Below are 16,036 nucleotides of genomic sequence, written 5' to 3'. Positions count from 1 at the left end.
CGCGACATTATGGGCGCTCTCCCGCCCCCTGCAACCTGTCAGGACTTACTTGATGCTCAAGGCACTGCGTTTTTTTGGATGGCCATTGTTGGCTGGCGTGCTGATCGCGATGCTGATTATCCAGCGTTATCCCCAGTGGGTGGGCCTGCCCACGCTGGATGTGAACCTGCAACAGGCCCCGCAGACCAATACCGTGGTCCAAGGCCCGGTGACCTATGCCGACGCCGTGGTCATTGCCGCTCCGGCGGTGGTCAACCTGTACACCACCAAGGTCATCAACAAGCCAGCGCATCCGTTGTTTGAAGACCCGCAATTTCGCCGCTATTTCGGTGACAACGGCCCCAAGCAGCGCCGCATGGAATCCAGCCTCGGCTCCGGCGTGATCATGAGCCCCGAAGGCTACATCCTCACCAACAACCACGTGACCACCGGCGCCGACCAGATCGTGGTGGCCCTGCGTGACGGCCGCGAGACCCTGGCCCGCGTGGTGGGCAGCGACCCGGAAACCGATCTTGCGGTACTCAAGATTGATCTGAAGAACCTGCCGGCCATCACCCTCGGCCGCTCAGACGGTTTGCGCGTGGGCGATGTGGCGCTGGCCATCGGCAACCCGTTCGGGGTGGGGCAAACGGTGACCATGGGCATCATCAGCGCCACCGGGCGTAACCAGTTGGGCCTTAACAGCTACGAAGATTTCATCCAGACCGACGCGGCGATCAACCCCGGCAACTCGGGCGGTGCGCTGGTGGACGCCAATGGCAACCTGACCGGCATCAACACCGCGATTTTTTCCAAGTCCGGCGGTTCACAGGGCATTGGTTTTGCCATCCCGGTAAAGCTGGCGATGGAAGTGATGAAGTCGATCATCGAGCACGGCCAGGTGATTCGCGGCTGGCTGGGCATTGAAGTACAGCCCTTGACCAAGGAACTGGCCGAGTCATTTGGCCTGACCGGGCGTCCAGGCATCGTGGTGGCGGGGATCTTCCGCGACGGCCCGGCGCAGAAAGCCGGCCTGCAGCTGGGCGATGTGATCCTCAGCATCGACGGCGCGCCGGCGGGTGATGGGCGCAAGTCGATGAACCAGGTGGCGCGGATCAAGCCGACCGACAAGGTGGCGATCCTGGTGATGCGCAACGGCAAGGAGATCAAACTGTCGGCAGAAATCGGCCTGCGCCCACCACCGGCCACCGCGCCAGTGAAAGAAGAGCAATAACCGTCGCGACCCAAGCGCCCGTTCGCGGGCGCTTGCAAGGCTACATTTCTTAGAGATTCATTCTCATTAGGCATGTTATATTGTTTCAATATCGCTATTGGAACGCTCTATCATGCCGTCTCGAAAGTTTGTGCCCTTGGCCGGCTTGGCCCTGGGTTTACTGCTCGACCCTGCCTACGCCGAAGAAAACACTCTGGAACTGGACACCATCAGCGTCACCTCCGACGCCTATGAATCCGCCACCGGCCCGGTCGACGGCTACCGTGCCACCCGCTCTGCCAGTGCGACCAAGACCGACACGGCTTTGCGCGACATTCCGCAATCGATCAGCGTGATTCCGGCCACGGTACTCAAAGACCTGGGCAGTACCAGCGTGGAGCGCGCCCTGGAATTCGCCGGCGGCGTATCCAAGCAAAACAACTTCGGCGGCCTGACTCTCTACGAATACAGCGTGCGCGGCTTCACCACGTCCGAGTTCTACCAGGATGGTTTCAGCGCCAACCGTGGTTACCCCAGTACCCCGGACGCGGCGAATATCGAGCGCATTGAAGTGCTCAAGGGCCCCGCCGCCAGCCTGTATGGGCGTGGCGATCCCGGCGGCACGGTGAATATCGTCACCAAGAAACCCCAGCCCGAGGCCTTCACCACGCTGCAGACCAGCGCCGGTAGTTGGGACCGCTACCGCACCGCGCTGGATGTGAATACGCCGCTGGACAGCGAGGGGCGCGTGCTGACGCGAGTGAACCTGGCCGTTGAAGACAACCACAGTTTTCGCGATCACGTCGACGCCAAGCGCGTGTTCGTCGCGCCCTCCTTCAGTTGGCAACTGGACCCGGACACCACCCTGCTGGTGGAAAGTGAGTTCGTGCGCCACAGCTCCACCTTCGACCGGGGCATCGTCGCCAATACCGGCATGTCCCATTCCACCTTCCTCGGCGAGCCCAACGACGGCAATATCCGCAACCACAACAACCGCATTCAGGCGGCGTTGGAACACCACCTCAACGACGCCTGGAAACTGCGCCTGGCCAGTCATTACAAGCAAGGCAGCCTCTGGGGCGATGCCTCGGAAAGCCGTGCGCTGAACGCGGACGGCCACAGCGTCAACCGCCGTTATCGTGAACGCTCCATGGGCTGGCATGACAGCATCACCCAGCTTGAACTCAGGGGCTTGTTCGATATTGGCAGCTGGCAACATGAACTACTGATCGGCACCGAATACGAGGACTACCGCAAGAAGGAGCGCGTGACGGCGATCGGGGGCGATTATCCCATCGACATCTACAAGCCGGTGTACGGCCAACCCAAACCCAATGGCATACGCTCCGGCACCGATTTCTTCGAACAGACCAAAAGCCACGCACTGAACCTGCAAGACCAGATCATCTTCACCGACCGCCTGCGCGGCATGATCGGTGCGCGCTTCGAACATTTCGAACAAAGCACCGACGACTTCACCCGCAACCACGCCAAGAACCGCCAGACCCACGACGCCTTCACTCAGCGCGCCGGCCTGCTCTACCAGCTCACGCCCGAAGTCGGCGTGTTTGCCAACGCCTCCACGTCGTTCAAGCCCAATAGCGGCCTGGATGCCGGTGGCAAGTCCTTCAAGCCGGAGGAGGGCGTGGGCTATGAGGTGGGAATCAAGAGCGAGCTGTTTGACGACCGTCTCAGCGCCACGCTTGCGGCCTTTCATATTGAAAAGGAAAACGTGCTGACCCTGGACCCGGCCACTAACCTCAACCGCGCCATGGGCAAGGCCCGCAGCCAGGGGTTCGACCTGCAGGTTACCGGGCAAGTGACCGACGCGGTACGCGTGATCGGCGCCCTGGCCTACATCGACGCCGAAGTGACCAAGGGCGACAAAGCCATTCCCACGGGCAGCCGCATTCTCGGCGTGGCCAAGCGCAGTGGCAGTGTGTTGGGCGTGTATGAATTCCAGGACGGCGCGTTGCGTGGTTCAGACCTGGGCGCAGCGTTCACCTATGTGGGCGACCGCTCAGGTGAAGCCGGCACGGGTTTCGAACTGCCCGCCTACCACACCGTGGATTTGCTGGCCCATTACAAGGCTACGCAGAACGTGACGGTGGGGCTGAACCTCAACAACCTGTTCAATGAAAAGTACTACGAGCGGTCCTACAGCAACTATTGGGTCAACCCGGGTGAGCCGCGCAACTTCACGGTTAGCCTGACCCTCAACCTCTGACAAACATAGGACTAAATGTGGGAGGGGGCTTGCCCCAATGCCAGTCAGTTAAGGGCTTTTTGTAGGAGCGAGCTTGCTCGCGAAAAACTCACAGGCGCCGCGTTCGTTCAGCAAGCACGCGTTATCGTTGACGATTTTCGCGAGCAAGCTCGCTCCTACAGTAGGCGATGACCGCTTAACTGACTGGCATTGGGGCTTGCCCCCGATTGCAGTGTGTCAGTCAGTATATCTGTCACTGATCCACCGCTATCGGGGGCAAGCCCCCTCCCACATTTTGATCTTAATCCGGCCCGGGTTACAGCGTCGTCGGCGCTCGTTCGCACAGGGTATTAAGCGCTGCCGCCCACTGCGGCTCGTCATTCAGGCAAGGCACCAACACCAACTCCTCGCCCCCCGCTTCACGAAATTGCTCGCGACCGCGATCACCAATCTCCTCCAACGTCTCAATGCAATCGGCGACGAACGCCGGGCACATCACCAGCAGCTTCTTCACGCCTTGCTGGGCCAATGCCTCAAGGCGTGCCTCGGTGTAGGGTTCGATCCACTTGGCCCGGCCCAGGCGGGACTGGAACGCCACCGACCATTTACCCTCCGGCAAGCCCAGCCGCTCGGCTACGTCCCGTGCCACGCTGAAGCACTGCGCGCGGTAACAGGTGGCAAGCACTTCAGGGGATGCGTTCTTGCAGCAGTCGGCATCCTTGAAGCAGTGCTGGCCGGTAGGGTCGAGTTTGGTCAGGTGACGCTCAGGCAAGCCATGGAAACTGAGCAGCAAGTGATCGTAATCCTGCGCCACATAAGAGCGCACACTCGCCGCCAGCGCATCGAGATACTCAGGCTGATCGTAGAACGGTTGCAGGATCGCAAACTGCACATTCAGTTGCTTGTCGCGCACCACTCGCTTGGCTTCCTCTATCACCGTGGTGACGGTGCTGTCGGCAAACTGCGGGTACAACGGCGCCAGTGTGATTTTTTGAATACCCTGGGCGGCCAGGCGTGTCAGGACCGTTTCCAGGGACGGCTCGCCGTAACGCATCGCCAATTCCACCGGGCCCTGGGTCCACTGCGCGGTCATCTGCTGTTGCAGGCGGCGGCTGAGCACCACCAACGGCGAACCCTCGTCCCACCAGATCGACGCATAGGCATGGGCCGACTGCTCGGGGCGCTTGATCAGGATCAGCGATACCAGCAAGCGCCGCACCGGCCACGGCAAGTCGATCACATAAGGGTCCATCAGGAACTGATTGAGGTAGCTGCGCACATCGGCCACTGAAGTGGACTTTGGCGAACCCAGGTTGACCAGTAACAACGCGTGATCGGTCATGCAACATCCTATCTTTAGAGGCGGCTGGACAAGTCGTCCAGAGCCGCACGCAACTCAGTGAACTGGAAAGTGAAACCTGCGGCCTGCAGCCGTTCAGGCAAGGCCTTTTGCCCGCCCAGCAACAAGCCGGACAACTCACCCAGGCCAACCTTCAACGCAAACGCCGGCATCGGCATGAACGCCGGGCGGTGCAGCACCTGGCCCAGGGTCTTGGCAAATTCGCGGTTGCGCACCGGGTGTGGCGCGCAGGCATTATAAGGACCGTTGGCGTCTTGCTTGTGCAGAAGAAAATCAATCAGGGCGATTTGATCCTTGATATGCACCCAGGGCATCCACTGCCGTCCATTGCCAATCGGCCCGCCCAGCGCCAGTTTGAACGGCAGCAGCAGGCGCGACAAAAAGCCGCCCTCGGCAGACAGCACCAACCCCGTACGCACCAGCACCACGCGAATGCCCAAGGCTTCGGCACGCTGGGCGGTTTCCTCCCAGGCGATGCACAACTGGCTGGGGAAATCGTCCAGCACCGGGCCGCTGGCTTCGGTCAGTTCGCGCTCGCCGCCGTCGCCGTACCAACCCACCGCAGAGCCGGAGACCAGCACCGCCGGTTTTTGCTCCAGGCTTTCCATCCAGGCCAGCAAGGCTTCGGTGAGGTGAATGCGACTGTTCCACAGCAATGCCTTGCGCTTGTGGGTCCAAGGCCGGTCGGCGATAGGCGCGCCTGCCAGGTTGACCACCGCGTCCACCGTGCCAATCACCTCTTGTAGGCGAGCCACCCCGAGCACCTGCGCACCACACACCTGGGCGACCGTTTCCGGTTGCCGGCTCCACACCGTCAGGCGATGGCCTTGTGCGAGCCAGTGCTTGCAGAGTTGGCGACCAATCAATCCGGTACCGCCGGTCAGCAAAATATGCATGGGACTCTCCTCATGTAACGTTCGCCGCCGCTCACTGGTCTATTTTATAAGCAGGGATCAATTTGATAATTGAGCGTGACGGGGGTTTAAGCCTTAGCTTAACCATAGGTCACGCCACACAATCAGGCACGCCAAAACTTATACCAAAAAACAATATTGTACAGCTATTGGTGTCGGCGTAGTCTGTACCCAACGGTAAAACGAGGCCTCCCATGACTGTTCCCATCGCGATCATTGGTACCGGCATCGCCGGTCTCTCCGCCGCCCGAGCGTTACAAGACGCCGGGCACGCAGTACAACTCTTCGATAAAAGCCGCGGCAGTGGTGGCCGCATGTCCAGCAAGCGCAGCGACGCCGGCGCACTGGACATGGGCGCGCAGTACTTCACTGCCCGCGACCGGCGCTTCGTCAACGAAGTGCAGCGCTGGCAAAGCAACGGCTGGGCCGAGCAGTGGAAGCCCCAGCTGTATAACTTCAAGTCCGGCCAACTGACGCCCTCCCCCGATGAACAGATCCGCTGGGTGGGCACGCCGCGCATGAGCGCCATCACTCGCGCCCTGCTCGACGACTTGCCGGTGGAGTTCGGTTGCCGCATCACCGAAGTCTTCCAGGGCACGCAGCACTGGAACCTGCTCGACGCGGACGGCGGCAATCACGGCCCTTTCAGCCATGTGATCATTGCCACGCCAGCGCCCCAAGCCACCGCCCTGCTGGCCGCCGCGCCCAAGCTGGCGAGCGCCGCCGCCGGGGTGAAAATGGACCCGACCTGGGCCATCGCCCTGGCGTTCGACAAGCCCTTGGATACGCCGATGGAGGGCTGCTTCGTGCAAGACAGCCCCCTCGACTGGCTGGCGCGCAACCGCAGTAAGCCCGGGCGCGACACCACCCTCGACACCTGGGTGCTGCACGCCACCAGCGCCTGGAGCAAGGCCCACCTGGACCTGCCCAAAGAAGCGGTGATCGAACATCTGCACGGCGCCTTCGCCGAACTGCTGCACAGCGCCATGCCCCCGCCGTCGTTCAACCTGGCGCACCGCTGGCTCTACGCGCGCCCATCGAACAGCCATGAATTCGGCGTGCTGGCCGACGCCGACCTGGGCTTGTTCGTTTGTGGTGACTGGTGCCTCTCCGGCCGGGTGGAAGGTGCCTGGTTGAGTGGCCAGGAAGCGGCGCGACGCTTGATCGGGCACCTGCAATGAACCGCATCAATCCCGCCAAACTGCTGCTGTCAAAATGGACGGCAGCTCATCCTCGCCACAAGGAAAAACACTTCCTGGTCACCGAGTTGTTCCGTGACGACGAGGGCGCGGTGCTGGACATCGAACTGCAGGCCATCCTTACCCGGCGCGCCGAACGCCTGCCCTGGCAGACCCTGAAAAACGCTGAGGACTGGAAAATCGGCTGGTAATAACGCAACCGCACAAACCTGTACAAATTATTTGACTTGTACAACATCGAGCCTATGATGAGATTTAGTTGTACAAGATTTTTAGATTGTACAGGATTCTTGCAGAGGTTTGCTTATGTCCAACCATGTGAAACCGAAGATCGCCATCAGCGCCTGCCTTCTGGGTGAGAACGTGCGCTTCAATGGCGGACATAAACAGTCCCTGCTATGCAGCCAGACCCTCAGTGACTATTTCGATTTCGTCCCGTTGTGCCCTGAAGTTGCCATCGGCCTGGGCATTCCTCGGCAAGCGATCCGCCTGGTCGGTGACCCCAACCAACCGCAGGCCGTGGGCAGCGTAAACCCTGCGCTCAATGTCACTCAGCCACTGGACGATTACGGCCAGCAAATGGCCCGGGAACATACCGACCTGTGCGGCTACATCTTCATGCAAAAGTCACCGTCCTGCGGCCTGGAGCGGGTCAAGGTATACCGCGACAACGGCACGCCCGTCGACGGTGGCGGGCGCGGTATTTATGCCCAGGCGTTTTGTGCCCGTCACCCCAACCTGCCGGTGGAAGAAGACGGTCGCCTGAACGACCCGGTGCTGCGGGAAAACTTCCTCACCCGCGTATTCGTGTACGCCAGTTGGCAGCAACTGTTGGCCGACGGCCTTACCCGTCTGCGCTTGCTGACGTTTCACTCGCGCTACAAGTACCTGCTGATGGCCCACAGCCCGGCGCATTACAAAAGCCTGGGCCACTTGCTCGGCAGCATGGGCAAGGGCATTGACCTGCAAGCTTTGGCCGATGGCTATTTCAGCGAACTGATGGCGGGCCTGAAAAAATGCGCGACTCGCGGTACCCATACCAATGTGCTGCAACACATCAGTGGCTATCTCAAGCAAGCCATCAGCGCCGATGACAAACAGGAAATGCAGACCGTCATCGACCAATACCGCCACGGCATCGTGCCACTGGTGGTGCCGCTGACCCTGCTCAAGCACCACTTTCGCCAACACCCGGACCGCTACATCGCGCAGCAGGCCTATCTGCAACCGCACCCGGAAAACCTCAGCCTGCGTAATGCGATCTAACCCATGAAACCTGCCCTGCTCGACGAACCCGGCGTAGACATCGCCCTGGCCCTGGAAAACGGCTGGTTGCCAATCCGCGAGGTGGCGCGCCAGACCGGCGTGAATGCGGTGACGCTACGCGCGTGGGAGCGCCGCTATGGCCTCATCGTGCCCCAGCGCACACCCAAGGGGCATCGGTTGTTCAGCGCCGAACATGTGCAACGCATCCAGGCCATCCTCACCTGGCTCAATCGCGGCGTGCCGGTCAGCCAGGTCAAAGGGCTGATCGACTCAGCCCAAGGCAGCCCGGAGCCGATGGAAAACGAGTGGCAGAGCCTGCGCCAGCACTTGGTGAGTGCCATCAGTGAACTGGCCGAACGTCGGGTCGATGACGCGTTCAACCAGGCCATGGCGCTCTACCCGCCACGCACCTTGTGCGAGCAGTTGATGCTGCCGCTGCTCAACGAGCTGGAACAACGCTGGCAGGGCCAGTTCGGCGCGCAGATGGAACGGGTGTTCTTCCTGTCCTGGTTGCGCAGCAAGTTCGGCGCGCGGATCTATCACAACAACCGTCAACTCCACGGCGCGCCGCTGTTGCTGGTCAATCATTCCGACCTGCCCCTGGAACCGCACCTGTGGCTCAGCGCCTGGCTGGCCAGCAGTGCCGATTGCCCGGTGGAAGTGTTCGATTGGCCACTGCCGGTCGGCGAACTGGCCCTGGCTGTGGAACACCTGCAACCACGTGCGGTGCTGCTGTATTCGAGCAAGGCGTTGCAGGTGCCGGCACTCAGCAAACTGCTGGGCGGCATCCGTTGCCCAACGGTGATTGCCGGACCAACGGTGTGCATCCACCACACCGAGTTGGGCGTATTAACCCAGGACATCCCCGAGTTGTCCGTGGCCGAGGACCTGTTGTCGGCCCATCAATTATTGATCCAGCGTGGAATTGTCTAAATGCATCTGATCTGGCTGCGCACCGACTTGCGCCTGCACGACAACACTGCCCTGGCGGCCGCGAGCCAGCGCGGCCCCGTCGCGGCTGTTTACCTGATCACGCCCGAGCAATGGCAGGCGCATGATGACGCGCCGTGCAAAGTCGATTTCTGGCTGCGCAACTTGCAGCACCTGAGCCAGACACTGGGCAACCTCAACATCCCGCTGTTAATCCGTCACGCCGCGACCTGGGGCCAGGCGCCGACGGTGCTGAGCCAACTGTGCCGCGAGCTGTCGGTGGAGTCGGTACACGTCAACGAGGAATACGGCATTCACGAGAGCCGCCGCGACAGCGCCGTGGCCCGGGCCCTGGAAGCTGACGGCGTGACCTTCCACAGCTACCTGGACCAACTGTTTTTCCAGCCGGGTAGTGTGCTGACCAAGACCGGTACCTACTTCCAGGTGTTCAGCCAGTTCCGCAAGGTCTGCTACAGCCGCCTGCACAGCGCCCTGCCCCGCGTGGTGCCGACGCCAAAGGCCCAGGCCGAGCCTGGCGTGAAGAGCGACCCTGTGCCGACGGCAGTCGAAGGGTTCCAGACACCCAGCGAAACCTTGCGTGCCCTCTGGCCCGCTGGCGAAGACGAAGCGCGCCGTCGCCTCGATGCCTTCGCCGATCAGCAGATCAGCTATTACAAGGACGAACGCGACTTCCCGGCCAAGCCCGGCACCAGTCAGCTTTCTGCCTACCTGGCCGCCGGTGTGGTTTCGCCGCGCCAGTGCTTGCACGCCGCGCTGCAAACCAACCAGGGCGAGTTCGAAAGCGGCGACATCGGCGCCATCACCTGGATCAACGAGCTGCTGTGGCGCGAGTTCTACAAGCACATCCTGGTCGGCTACCCACGGGTTTCCCGCCACCGCGCGTTTCGCCCGGAAACCGAAGCGCTGGCCTGGCGCAAGGCGCCCGAAGACCTGGCCGCCTGGCAACAGGCGCGTACCGGCTTGCCGATCATCGACGCGGCCATGCGCCAACTGCTGGAAACCGGCTGGATGCACAACCGCCTGCGCATGGTGGTGGCGATGTTCCTGACCAAAAACCTGCTGATCGACTGGCGCGAAGGCGAGCGCTTCTTTATGCGCCACCTGATCGACGGTGATCTGGCGGCCAACAACGGCGGCTGGCAGTGGAGTTCGTCCACCGGCACCGACTCGGCGCCGTATTTCCGGATATTCAGCCCGCTGAGCCAATCGGAAAAATTCGACGGCGACGGCGTGTTCATCAAACGCTGGCTCCCGGAACTGGCCGCGCTGAATAAAAAACAAGTGCACAACCCTGAAGCGGTGGGCGGCCTGTTCGGCGTGGCGGATTACCCGCGCGCCATCGTCGATTTGAAACAGTCTCGCGAGCGCGCCTTGGCCGCATTTCGCCGGCTGCCTTCGCGCCAGGAGATGGCCGAACATGAGTGACTTCCTGCGCCAGTTCGCCCACACCTTCGCCACGCTGGACAAGCACAACCTGCACCTGCTCGGCAGCTTGTACAGCGAGGACATCGCCTTTGCCGACCCCCTGCATGAAGTCCAAAGCCTGCCAGCGTTGCGGCGTTACTTTGCCGACTTGTACAGCAACGTCAGCGAGCTGCATTTTGACTTCCACGGCTTCGATACCGTGGCCGAAGGCGAGGGCTACCTGCGCTGGACCATGGGTTTTCGTCACCCACGCCTGGCCGGCGGCCAGGTGATCGAGGTGCCAGGCTGTTCCCATTTGATGTGGCACGACAAGGTTTACCGCCATCGCGACTATTTCGATGCCGGCGCCCTGCTCTATGAACATGTCCCCCTACTGGGTCGCGTTATTCGTTGGCTGAAACGGAGAATGGGATGAGCCTCACACTGCCCCGTCGTTATTGGCTGACCGGCGCCAGCAGTGGTATCGGTGCGGCGCTGGCCGTGGAATTGCTCGCCAGCGGCGCCCACGTGGCCCTCAGTTCCCGCACCCAAGGCCCGCTGGATGCTCTCGCCCTTCGTTATCCAGGCCAGGTTCTGGTGGTGGCCGGCGACCTGACCAACAGCCAGACCGTGCGCGAGATCGGTGAGCGTATCAGCGAGGCCTGGGGTTCGCTGGACACGGTGATCCTCAACGCTGGCACCTGTGAATATGTGGACGCCCGGCAATTTGACGCCTCGATCATCGAGCACGTGGTGCGTACCAACCTGCTGGCCAGCAGTTATTGCATCGAGGCCGCGCTGCCACTGTTGCGCGCAGGGCGCACCCCGCATCTGGTGGGCGTGGCCAGTGCCGTGACCTACCTGCCCATGCCTCGCGCCGAAGCCTACGGCGCGTCCAAGGCCGGCCTGCGTTACTTGTTCGAATCCCTGCGTATCGGCCTGTCGCCGGAAAACATCGATGTCACTGTGATCAGCCCAGGCTTCGTCGACACGCCGCTGACCGAGCGCAATGATTTCCCGATGCCCCTGAGCTGGCCGGCGGACAAAGCCGCGAAACACATCTTCGCCAAGCTGGAAAAACGCCCGCTGGAAATCGCCTTTCCGGCCCTGTTCATTGCCACCTTGTGGCCGCTGTCGAAGCTGCCCAACCGCGCGCAACTGATCATCGGCAAACGCATGCTGCGCAGCCCGCCACCGAAGAAGGACGACCTGTGAAGATCGCCATTATCGGCAGCGGCATCGCCGGCCTGACCAGCGCCTACCTGCTCAGCCGTCGCCACGACATTACGCTGTTTGAAGCCAGTGACTGCATTGGCGGGCATACCCATACGGCCCACGTGACGGTCGACGGCGAAAGCTATGCGGTGGACACGGGCTTCATTGTGTTCAACGACTGGACCTACCCGAACTTCATCCGTCTGCTGGGGCAAATCGGGGTCAGGTTCAAACCCACCGAGATGAGTTTTTCGGTGTGCGACCAAAGCACAGGCTTCGAGTACAACGGCAACAACCTCAACAGCCTGTTTGCCCAGCGCCGCAATATTCTGTCGCCGGGGTTCTGGGGCATGTTGCGCGATATCCTGCGCTTCAATCGCCAGGCGCCCCTGGACTTGCAAGAGCAGCGCATCAGCGCCGACATGACCCTGGGCGATTACCTCACCGCTGGCGGCTATGGCCCCAGGTTTATCCGGCATTACATCGTGCCGATGGGCGCAGCCATCTGGTCGATGTCCCTGGCCGATATGCTCAAGTTTCCGCTGCAGTTTTTTGTGCGCTTCTTCAAGAATCACGGCTTGCTCTCGGTGAGCACCCGCCCGCAATGGTGTGTGATCGAAGGCGGCTCCAGCTGTTATATCGAGCCGCTGACCCGCAGCTTTCGCGAACAGATACGGCTCAACTGCCCTGTGCAAAAGGTGCAACGCAGCGACGAGGGTGTGGTTATCCACAGCCCGGCCGGCAGCGAAACCTTCGACCGCGTGGTGTTCGCCTGCCACAGCGATCAGGCCCTGGCCTTGCTCGATGACCCCAGCCAGGCCGAACAGCAGATCCTCGGCGCCCTGCCCTACGCCGACAACGACGTGGTGCTGCACACCGACACGCGCCTGCTGCCCGACCGCAAACTGGCCTGGGCCAGCTGGAACTATCGGCTGACGGGCAACGTGCAACAACAGGCCGCCGTCACCTATGACATGAACATCCTGCAAGGCATCGACAGCGCCACTACCTTTTGCGTCAGCCTCAACCAGACGCCGATGATCAACCCGCTGAAGATCCTGGCGCGCTACACCTACGCCCATCCGCAATACAGCCTGGCCGCAGTCGCCGCACAGGCACGCTGGGAAGAATTGAACGGCGTGCGCAATACCTTTTACTGCGGGGCCTACTGGGCCAATGGCTTTCACGAAGATGGCGTGGTCAGCGCCCTGCGCGTGGCCCAGGCGTTTGGGGAAACCCTGTGAACAGCGCCCTGTACAGCGGCTGGATCGCCCATCGGCGGTTTACGCCCAAGGCCCACGCCTTTCGCTACCGCATCGGCCTGTTGTACCTGGACCTCAGCGAAGAGGATGAAGTACTGGGGCTCTCGCCGCTGGCCGGCACGGGTCGCCTGGCGCCGTTCGGTTTCCGCCAGCAGGATTACCTGCGTGAATTCACGCGCCACGGCATGAGCTTGAGCGATGCCGTGCGCCACGAAGTCGGCAAGGCCCTGGGGCATACACCCCAGGGCGCTATCTGCCTGCTGACCCAGGCCCGCAGTTGGGGCCTGGCTTTTAACCCGGTGAGTTTCTTCTACTGCTTCGAGGCTGACGGGCAACTGGCCGCGATCCTGTGTGAAGTGACCAACACCCCATGGCGCGAGCGCTATCACTACGTGCTGCCCGCCCAGGCACTGGGCGCCGATGAGCACCAGCATTTCGCCGTAGCCAAGGCCTTCCATGTGTCGCCGTTTTTGCCTCGCGACCTGGAATACCGCATGAGTTTCAGCCCGCCCGCCGCCAGGCTCGGCGTGCACATGGCTGATTGGCAGGGCACGCAAAAAGTCTTCGACGCCACCTTGAGCCTGGAAAAACAGGCACTGAGCCGCGCCAGCCTGCATCGCTATTTGCGGCGCTTTCCCTGGATGACCGCCAAGACCGGCCTTGCGATCTACTGGCAAGCCTTGCGCCTGCTGCTCAAACGCATACCGATTTTTTCCCACCAGGGCGCCGATGGCGCCTCTCGCACCGCAGTCGGGTATACCAAGGATCGCCACCATGAAATCCCCTAGCTTATCGGTCAAGGCTAACCGCCTGAACGTCAACGGCATGACCGCTGCGCTGTTGCGCAAAGGCGTGTTGCGCCAGCTCAGCCAATTGCGCCACGGCCAGTTGGTGATCATCGAAGATGGCGAGCGGCAAGTCTTCGGCGCACGGGAAGCGCACCTGCTAGGCGAGATCCAGATTCTCGACGCGGCGGTTTGGGGCCTGGTGGCCGCCAATGGTTCGATCGGCGCCGGCGAAGCGTTTATCCATGGTTACTGGACCAGCCCCGACCTCACCGCCGTGGTGCGGGTGATGGTCAGCAACCTGGAGGTGCTCGACGCCATGGAGGGCGGATTGGCTCGCCTGGCCCGGCCATTCACCCAAGGCCTGCACTGGCTCAACCGCAACACACGCAAAGGCTCGCAAAAAAACATCGCCGCCCATTACGACCTGGGCAACGACCTGTTCGAAGAGTTTCTCGACCCCAGCATGATGTACTCGGCGGCGCAGTTCCTGACCCCCGATGACACCCTGGAGCAAGCCCAGCTGAACAAATTGGCGCGCATTTGCCAGAAACTGGCGCTCAAGCCCAGCGACCATCTGCTGGAAATCGGCACCGGCTGGGGCGGCATGGCGTTGTATGCGGCACAGCATTACAGTTGCCGGGTCACCACCACGACCTTGTCCAAGGAACAGTTCGCCTACACCACGCAGCGTATCCAGGCGGCGGGCCTGCAAGATCATGTGACCGTGCTGCTGAGCGATTACCGCGACCTCACTGGTGAGTACGACAAACTGGTGTCGATCGAAATGATTGAAGCGGTGGGCCATCGTTTCCTGCCCACTTATTTCAAACAGTGTGCACAACTGCTCAAGCCCGACGGCCTGATGCTGCTGCAAGCCATCACCATTCGCGAACAACGCTTTGAGCAGGCCAAGCGCAGCGTCGACTTTATCCAGCGCTACATCTTCCCCGGCGGCGCGCTGCCCTGTGTACAAAACATGCTGCAGATCGTCAGCCGCGACACCGACATGAACCTACTGCACATGGAAGACTTCGGCCTGCACTACGCCCGCACCCTGCGCCTGTGGCATGAAAACTTTCGCCGCGCCCATGGCCGTCTTGCGCAGCTGGGTTATGACGAATATTTCCTGCGCCTGTGGGAGTTTTACCTGTGCTACTGCGAAGGCGGCTTCATGGAGCGCACCATCGGCACCGCGCAGTTGCTGCTGGCCAAACCGGCGGCAATCAATCCGCCGCTGCTCGGGCGTTTCAGTGCTTAAGAACAGCTGCAAGCTATAAGCGCCAAACGACAAGTGGCTGTGCTTTTTCTTGCAGCTTGCCGCTTAAAGCTTGAAGCTGGCGCCCCATGACCCACATCCCTCACATTCAAATCACCGAACCCGTCACTTGCTCGACGTGCGCGGCTTGTTGCTGCCAGCTGGAAGTCATGCTGATCACCGACACCGGCGTGCCACAACGCTTTATCGATACCGACGATTGGGGGGGTGAGGTGATGCTGCGCCTGGACGACGGCTGGTGCGCAGCGCTGGACCGCGACACGATGATGTGCACGATCTATGAGCTTCGGCCGTTGATTTGCCGGGAGTTCGAGATGGGGGCGCCGGAATGCCTTGAAGAGCGTGAAGGCATTACCACGGCCTACCGCTGATTCTGTAGGAGCGAGCTTGCTCGCGAAAAACCCGAAAGCGCCGCGCTAAACCCGATTCGCTGCGTTATCGTTGAGGTTCTTCGCGAGCAAGCTCGCTCCTACAGTGCATTACAACGGCATGGTGTAGTGCAGCGAGTAGCTCTCTACCCCATCGTTATTGCTGCTGATGCCGGCGTTGGAATAGTGCGTGGCACGAATGCCCACTTCATGCCCGCCGTTGAACCGCAGGCCGAAACCCAGGCGGTCTTCGAACTGGAAGGACTGGCCGATGTTGTTGTCTTCCAGCCGAGTGCGAGAGAACAACGCCACGCCGATACCGGCTTCGATGTAGGGCTTGACCGACTCGCCGGCAAACTCATACACAAATACCGGCGAGAACGACAGGCTGCTGGCGCCTGCACGGTCGTCCCCTTCCCAATAGGTATAGGCGCCGCTCCAGTAGCCGGTCAGTCGGCCGACATTGCTCTGCATCCAGCTTTTGTCCCAATCGGAGGTCAGGCCCAGGCGGTAGGTCAGCGTCGAATCGCTGGTGCTCCCCAAGCCGAACTCCAGGCCGGCGGCCTGGGCTGAAACAGAGTGTCCCAACATAGCGGCCGCAATCGCAGCCAAACAGAACAAGCGCTTCATGTGAA

At 61.4% G+C, this 16,036-nt stretch carries 16 protein-coding genes; 13 read left to right on the top strand and 3 right to left on the bottom strand.

Going from position 1 to position 16,036, the window contains the following annotated elements:
• Positions 1-52: 52 nt before the first annotated feature.
• Positions 53-1,213 carry a Do family serine endopeptidase AlgW gene (algW, locus tag BUE92_RS12180; protein ID WP_003188388.1) on the top strand — a complete coding sequence of 387 codons (1,161 nt, stop codon included), beginning with the start codon at positions 53-55 and terminating at the stop codon, positions 1,211-1,213.
• A 112-nt stretch (positions 1,214-1,325) separates the two neighbouring features.
• Positions 1,326-3,419: a TonB-dependent siderophore receptor gene (locus tag BUE92_RS12175; RefSeq protein WP_073523918.1), complete on the top strand. Its 2,094-nt coding sequence runs from the start codon at positions 1,326-1,328 to the stop codon at positions 3,417-3,419.
• A gap of 295 nt (positions 3,420-3,714) precedes the next feature.
• Here BUE92_RS12175 and hemH read toward each other — a convergent pair whose 3' ends face one another.
• Both hemH and BUE92_RS12165 read right to left on the bottom strand, forming a co-directional pair.
• Positions 3,715-4,740, bottom strand: a complete 1,026-nt coding sequence (gene hemH, locus BUE92_RS12170) for a ferrochelatase (protein WP_073523917.1) — start codon at positions 4,738-4,740, stop codon at positions 3,715-3,717.
• Positions 4,741-4,754: 14 nt separating this feature from the next.
• On the bottom strand, positions 4,755-5,654 hold the full coding sequence (locus tag BUE92_RS12165; RefSeq protein WP_073523916.1) for a TIGR01777 family oxidoreductase: 900 nt from the start codon (positions 5,652-5,654) through the stop codon (positions 4,755-4,757).
• A gap of 212 nt (positions 5,655-5,866) precedes the next feature.
• Between BUE92_RS12165 and BUE92_RS12160 the strand changes: the two genes are divergently transcribed.
• The 11 genes from BUE92_RS12160 (at position 5,867) to BUE92_RS12110 (ending at position 15,404) form a co-directional block, all read left to right on the top strand.
• Entirely contained in the window at positions 5,867-6,853 is a 987-nt protein-coding gene (locus BUE92_RS12160; RefSeq protein ID WP_073523915.1) for an NAD(P)/FAD-dependent oxidoreductase, read from the top strand.
• The gene (locus BUE92_RS12155) at positions 6,850-7,062 is read left to right on the top strand and encodes a TIGR02450 family Trp-rich protein (protein ID WP_073523913.1); all 213 of its coding nucleotides are present in this window, start codon (positions 6,850-6,852) and stop codon (positions 7,060-7,062) included. Before BUE92_RS12160 ends, BUE92_RS12155 begins: the two co-directional genes overlap by 4 nt.
• A 115-nt stretch (positions 7,063-7,177) precedes the next feature.
• Positions 7,178-8,137, top strand: a complete 960-nt coding sequence (locus tag BUE92_RS12150; RefSeq protein WP_073523911.1) for a YbgA family protein — start codon at positions 7,178-7,180, stop codon at positions 8,135-8,137.
• A 3-nt stretch (positions 8,138-8,140) separates the two neighbouring features.
• Positions 8,141-9,070 (top strand): MerR family transcriptional regulator, encoded by a 930-nt coding sequence (locus BUE92_RS12145; protein WP_073523909.1) that lies wholly within the window; start codon positions 8,141-8,143, stop codon positions 9,068-9,070.
• Complete coding sequence (gene phrB / locus BUE92_RS12140; protein WP_073523907.1) at positions 9,071-10,513, top strand: deoxyribodipyrimidine photo-lyase; 1,443 nt, start codon at positions 9,071-9,073, stop codon at positions 10,511-10,513.
• Positions 10,506-10,928 carry a nuclear transport factor 2 family protein gene (locus BUE92_RS12135; RefSeq protein WP_073523906.1) on the top strand — a complete coding sequence of 141 codons (423 nt, stop codon included), beginning with the start codon at positions 10,506-10,508 and terminating at the stop codon, positions 10,926-10,928. The genes phrB and BUE92_RS12135 overlap by 8 nt, the downstream gene beginning before the upstream one ends.
• Entirely contained in the window at positions 10,925-11,707 is a 783-nt protein-coding gene (locus BUE92_RS12130; RefSeq protein WP_073523905.1) for an SDR family NAD(P)-dependent oxidoreductase, read from the top strand. The genes BUE92_RS12135 and BUE92_RS12130 overlap by 4 nt, the downstream gene beginning before the upstream one ends.
• Positions 11,704-12,951: an NAD(P)/FAD-dependent oxidoreductase gene (locus BUE92_RS12125; protein ID WP_073523904.1), complete on the top strand. Its 1,248-nt coding sequence runs from the start codon at positions 11,704-11,706 to the stop codon at positions 12,949-12,951. Before BUE92_RS12130 ends, BUE92_RS12125 begins: the two co-directional genes overlap by 4 nt.
• Positions 12,948-13,757, top strand: a complete 810-nt coding sequence (locus BUE92_RS12120) for a DUF1365 domain-containing protein (RefSeq protein ID WP_073523903.1) — start codon at positions 12,948-12,950, stop codon at positions 13,755-13,757. The genes BUE92_RS12125 and BUE92_RS12120 overlap by 4 nt, the downstream gene beginning before the upstream one ends.
• Positions 13,744-15,015, top strand: coding sequence for an SAM-dependent methyltransferase (locus BUE92_RS12115; protein ID WP_073523902.1), 1,272 nt, complete (start codon positions 13,744-13,746; stop codon positions 15,013-15,015). Before BUE92_RS12120 ends, BUE92_RS12115 begins: the two co-directional genes overlap by 14 nt.
• 86 nt (positions 15,016-15,101) lie before the next feature.
• Positions 15,102-15,404, top strand: a complete 303-nt coding sequence (locus BUE92_RS12110) for a YkgJ family cysteine cluster protein (RefSeq protein WP_073523901.1) — start codon at positions 15,102-15,104, stop codon at positions 15,402-15,404.
• 108 nt (positions 15,405-15,512) lie between these two features.
• Here BUE92_RS12110 and BUE92_RS12105 read toward each other — a convergent pair whose 3' ends face one another.
• Positions 15,513-16,031, bottom strand: coding sequence for an acyloxyacyl hydrolase (locus tag BUE92_RS12105; RefSeq protein WP_014716838.1), 519 nt, complete (start codon positions 16,029-16,031; stop codon positions 15,513-15,515).
• Positions 16,032-16,036 lie beyond the last annotated feature (5 nt).

This window comes from Pseudomonas fluorescens (assembly GCF_001902145.1).
GTDB lineage: Bacteria > Pseudomonadota > Gammaproteobacteria > Pseudomonadales > Pseudomonadaceae > Aquipseudomonas > Aquipseudomonas fluorescens_BV.
Note: the sequence above shows the minus strand (reverse complement) of the source record. Positions and strands in the feature narration are given on the sequence as shown.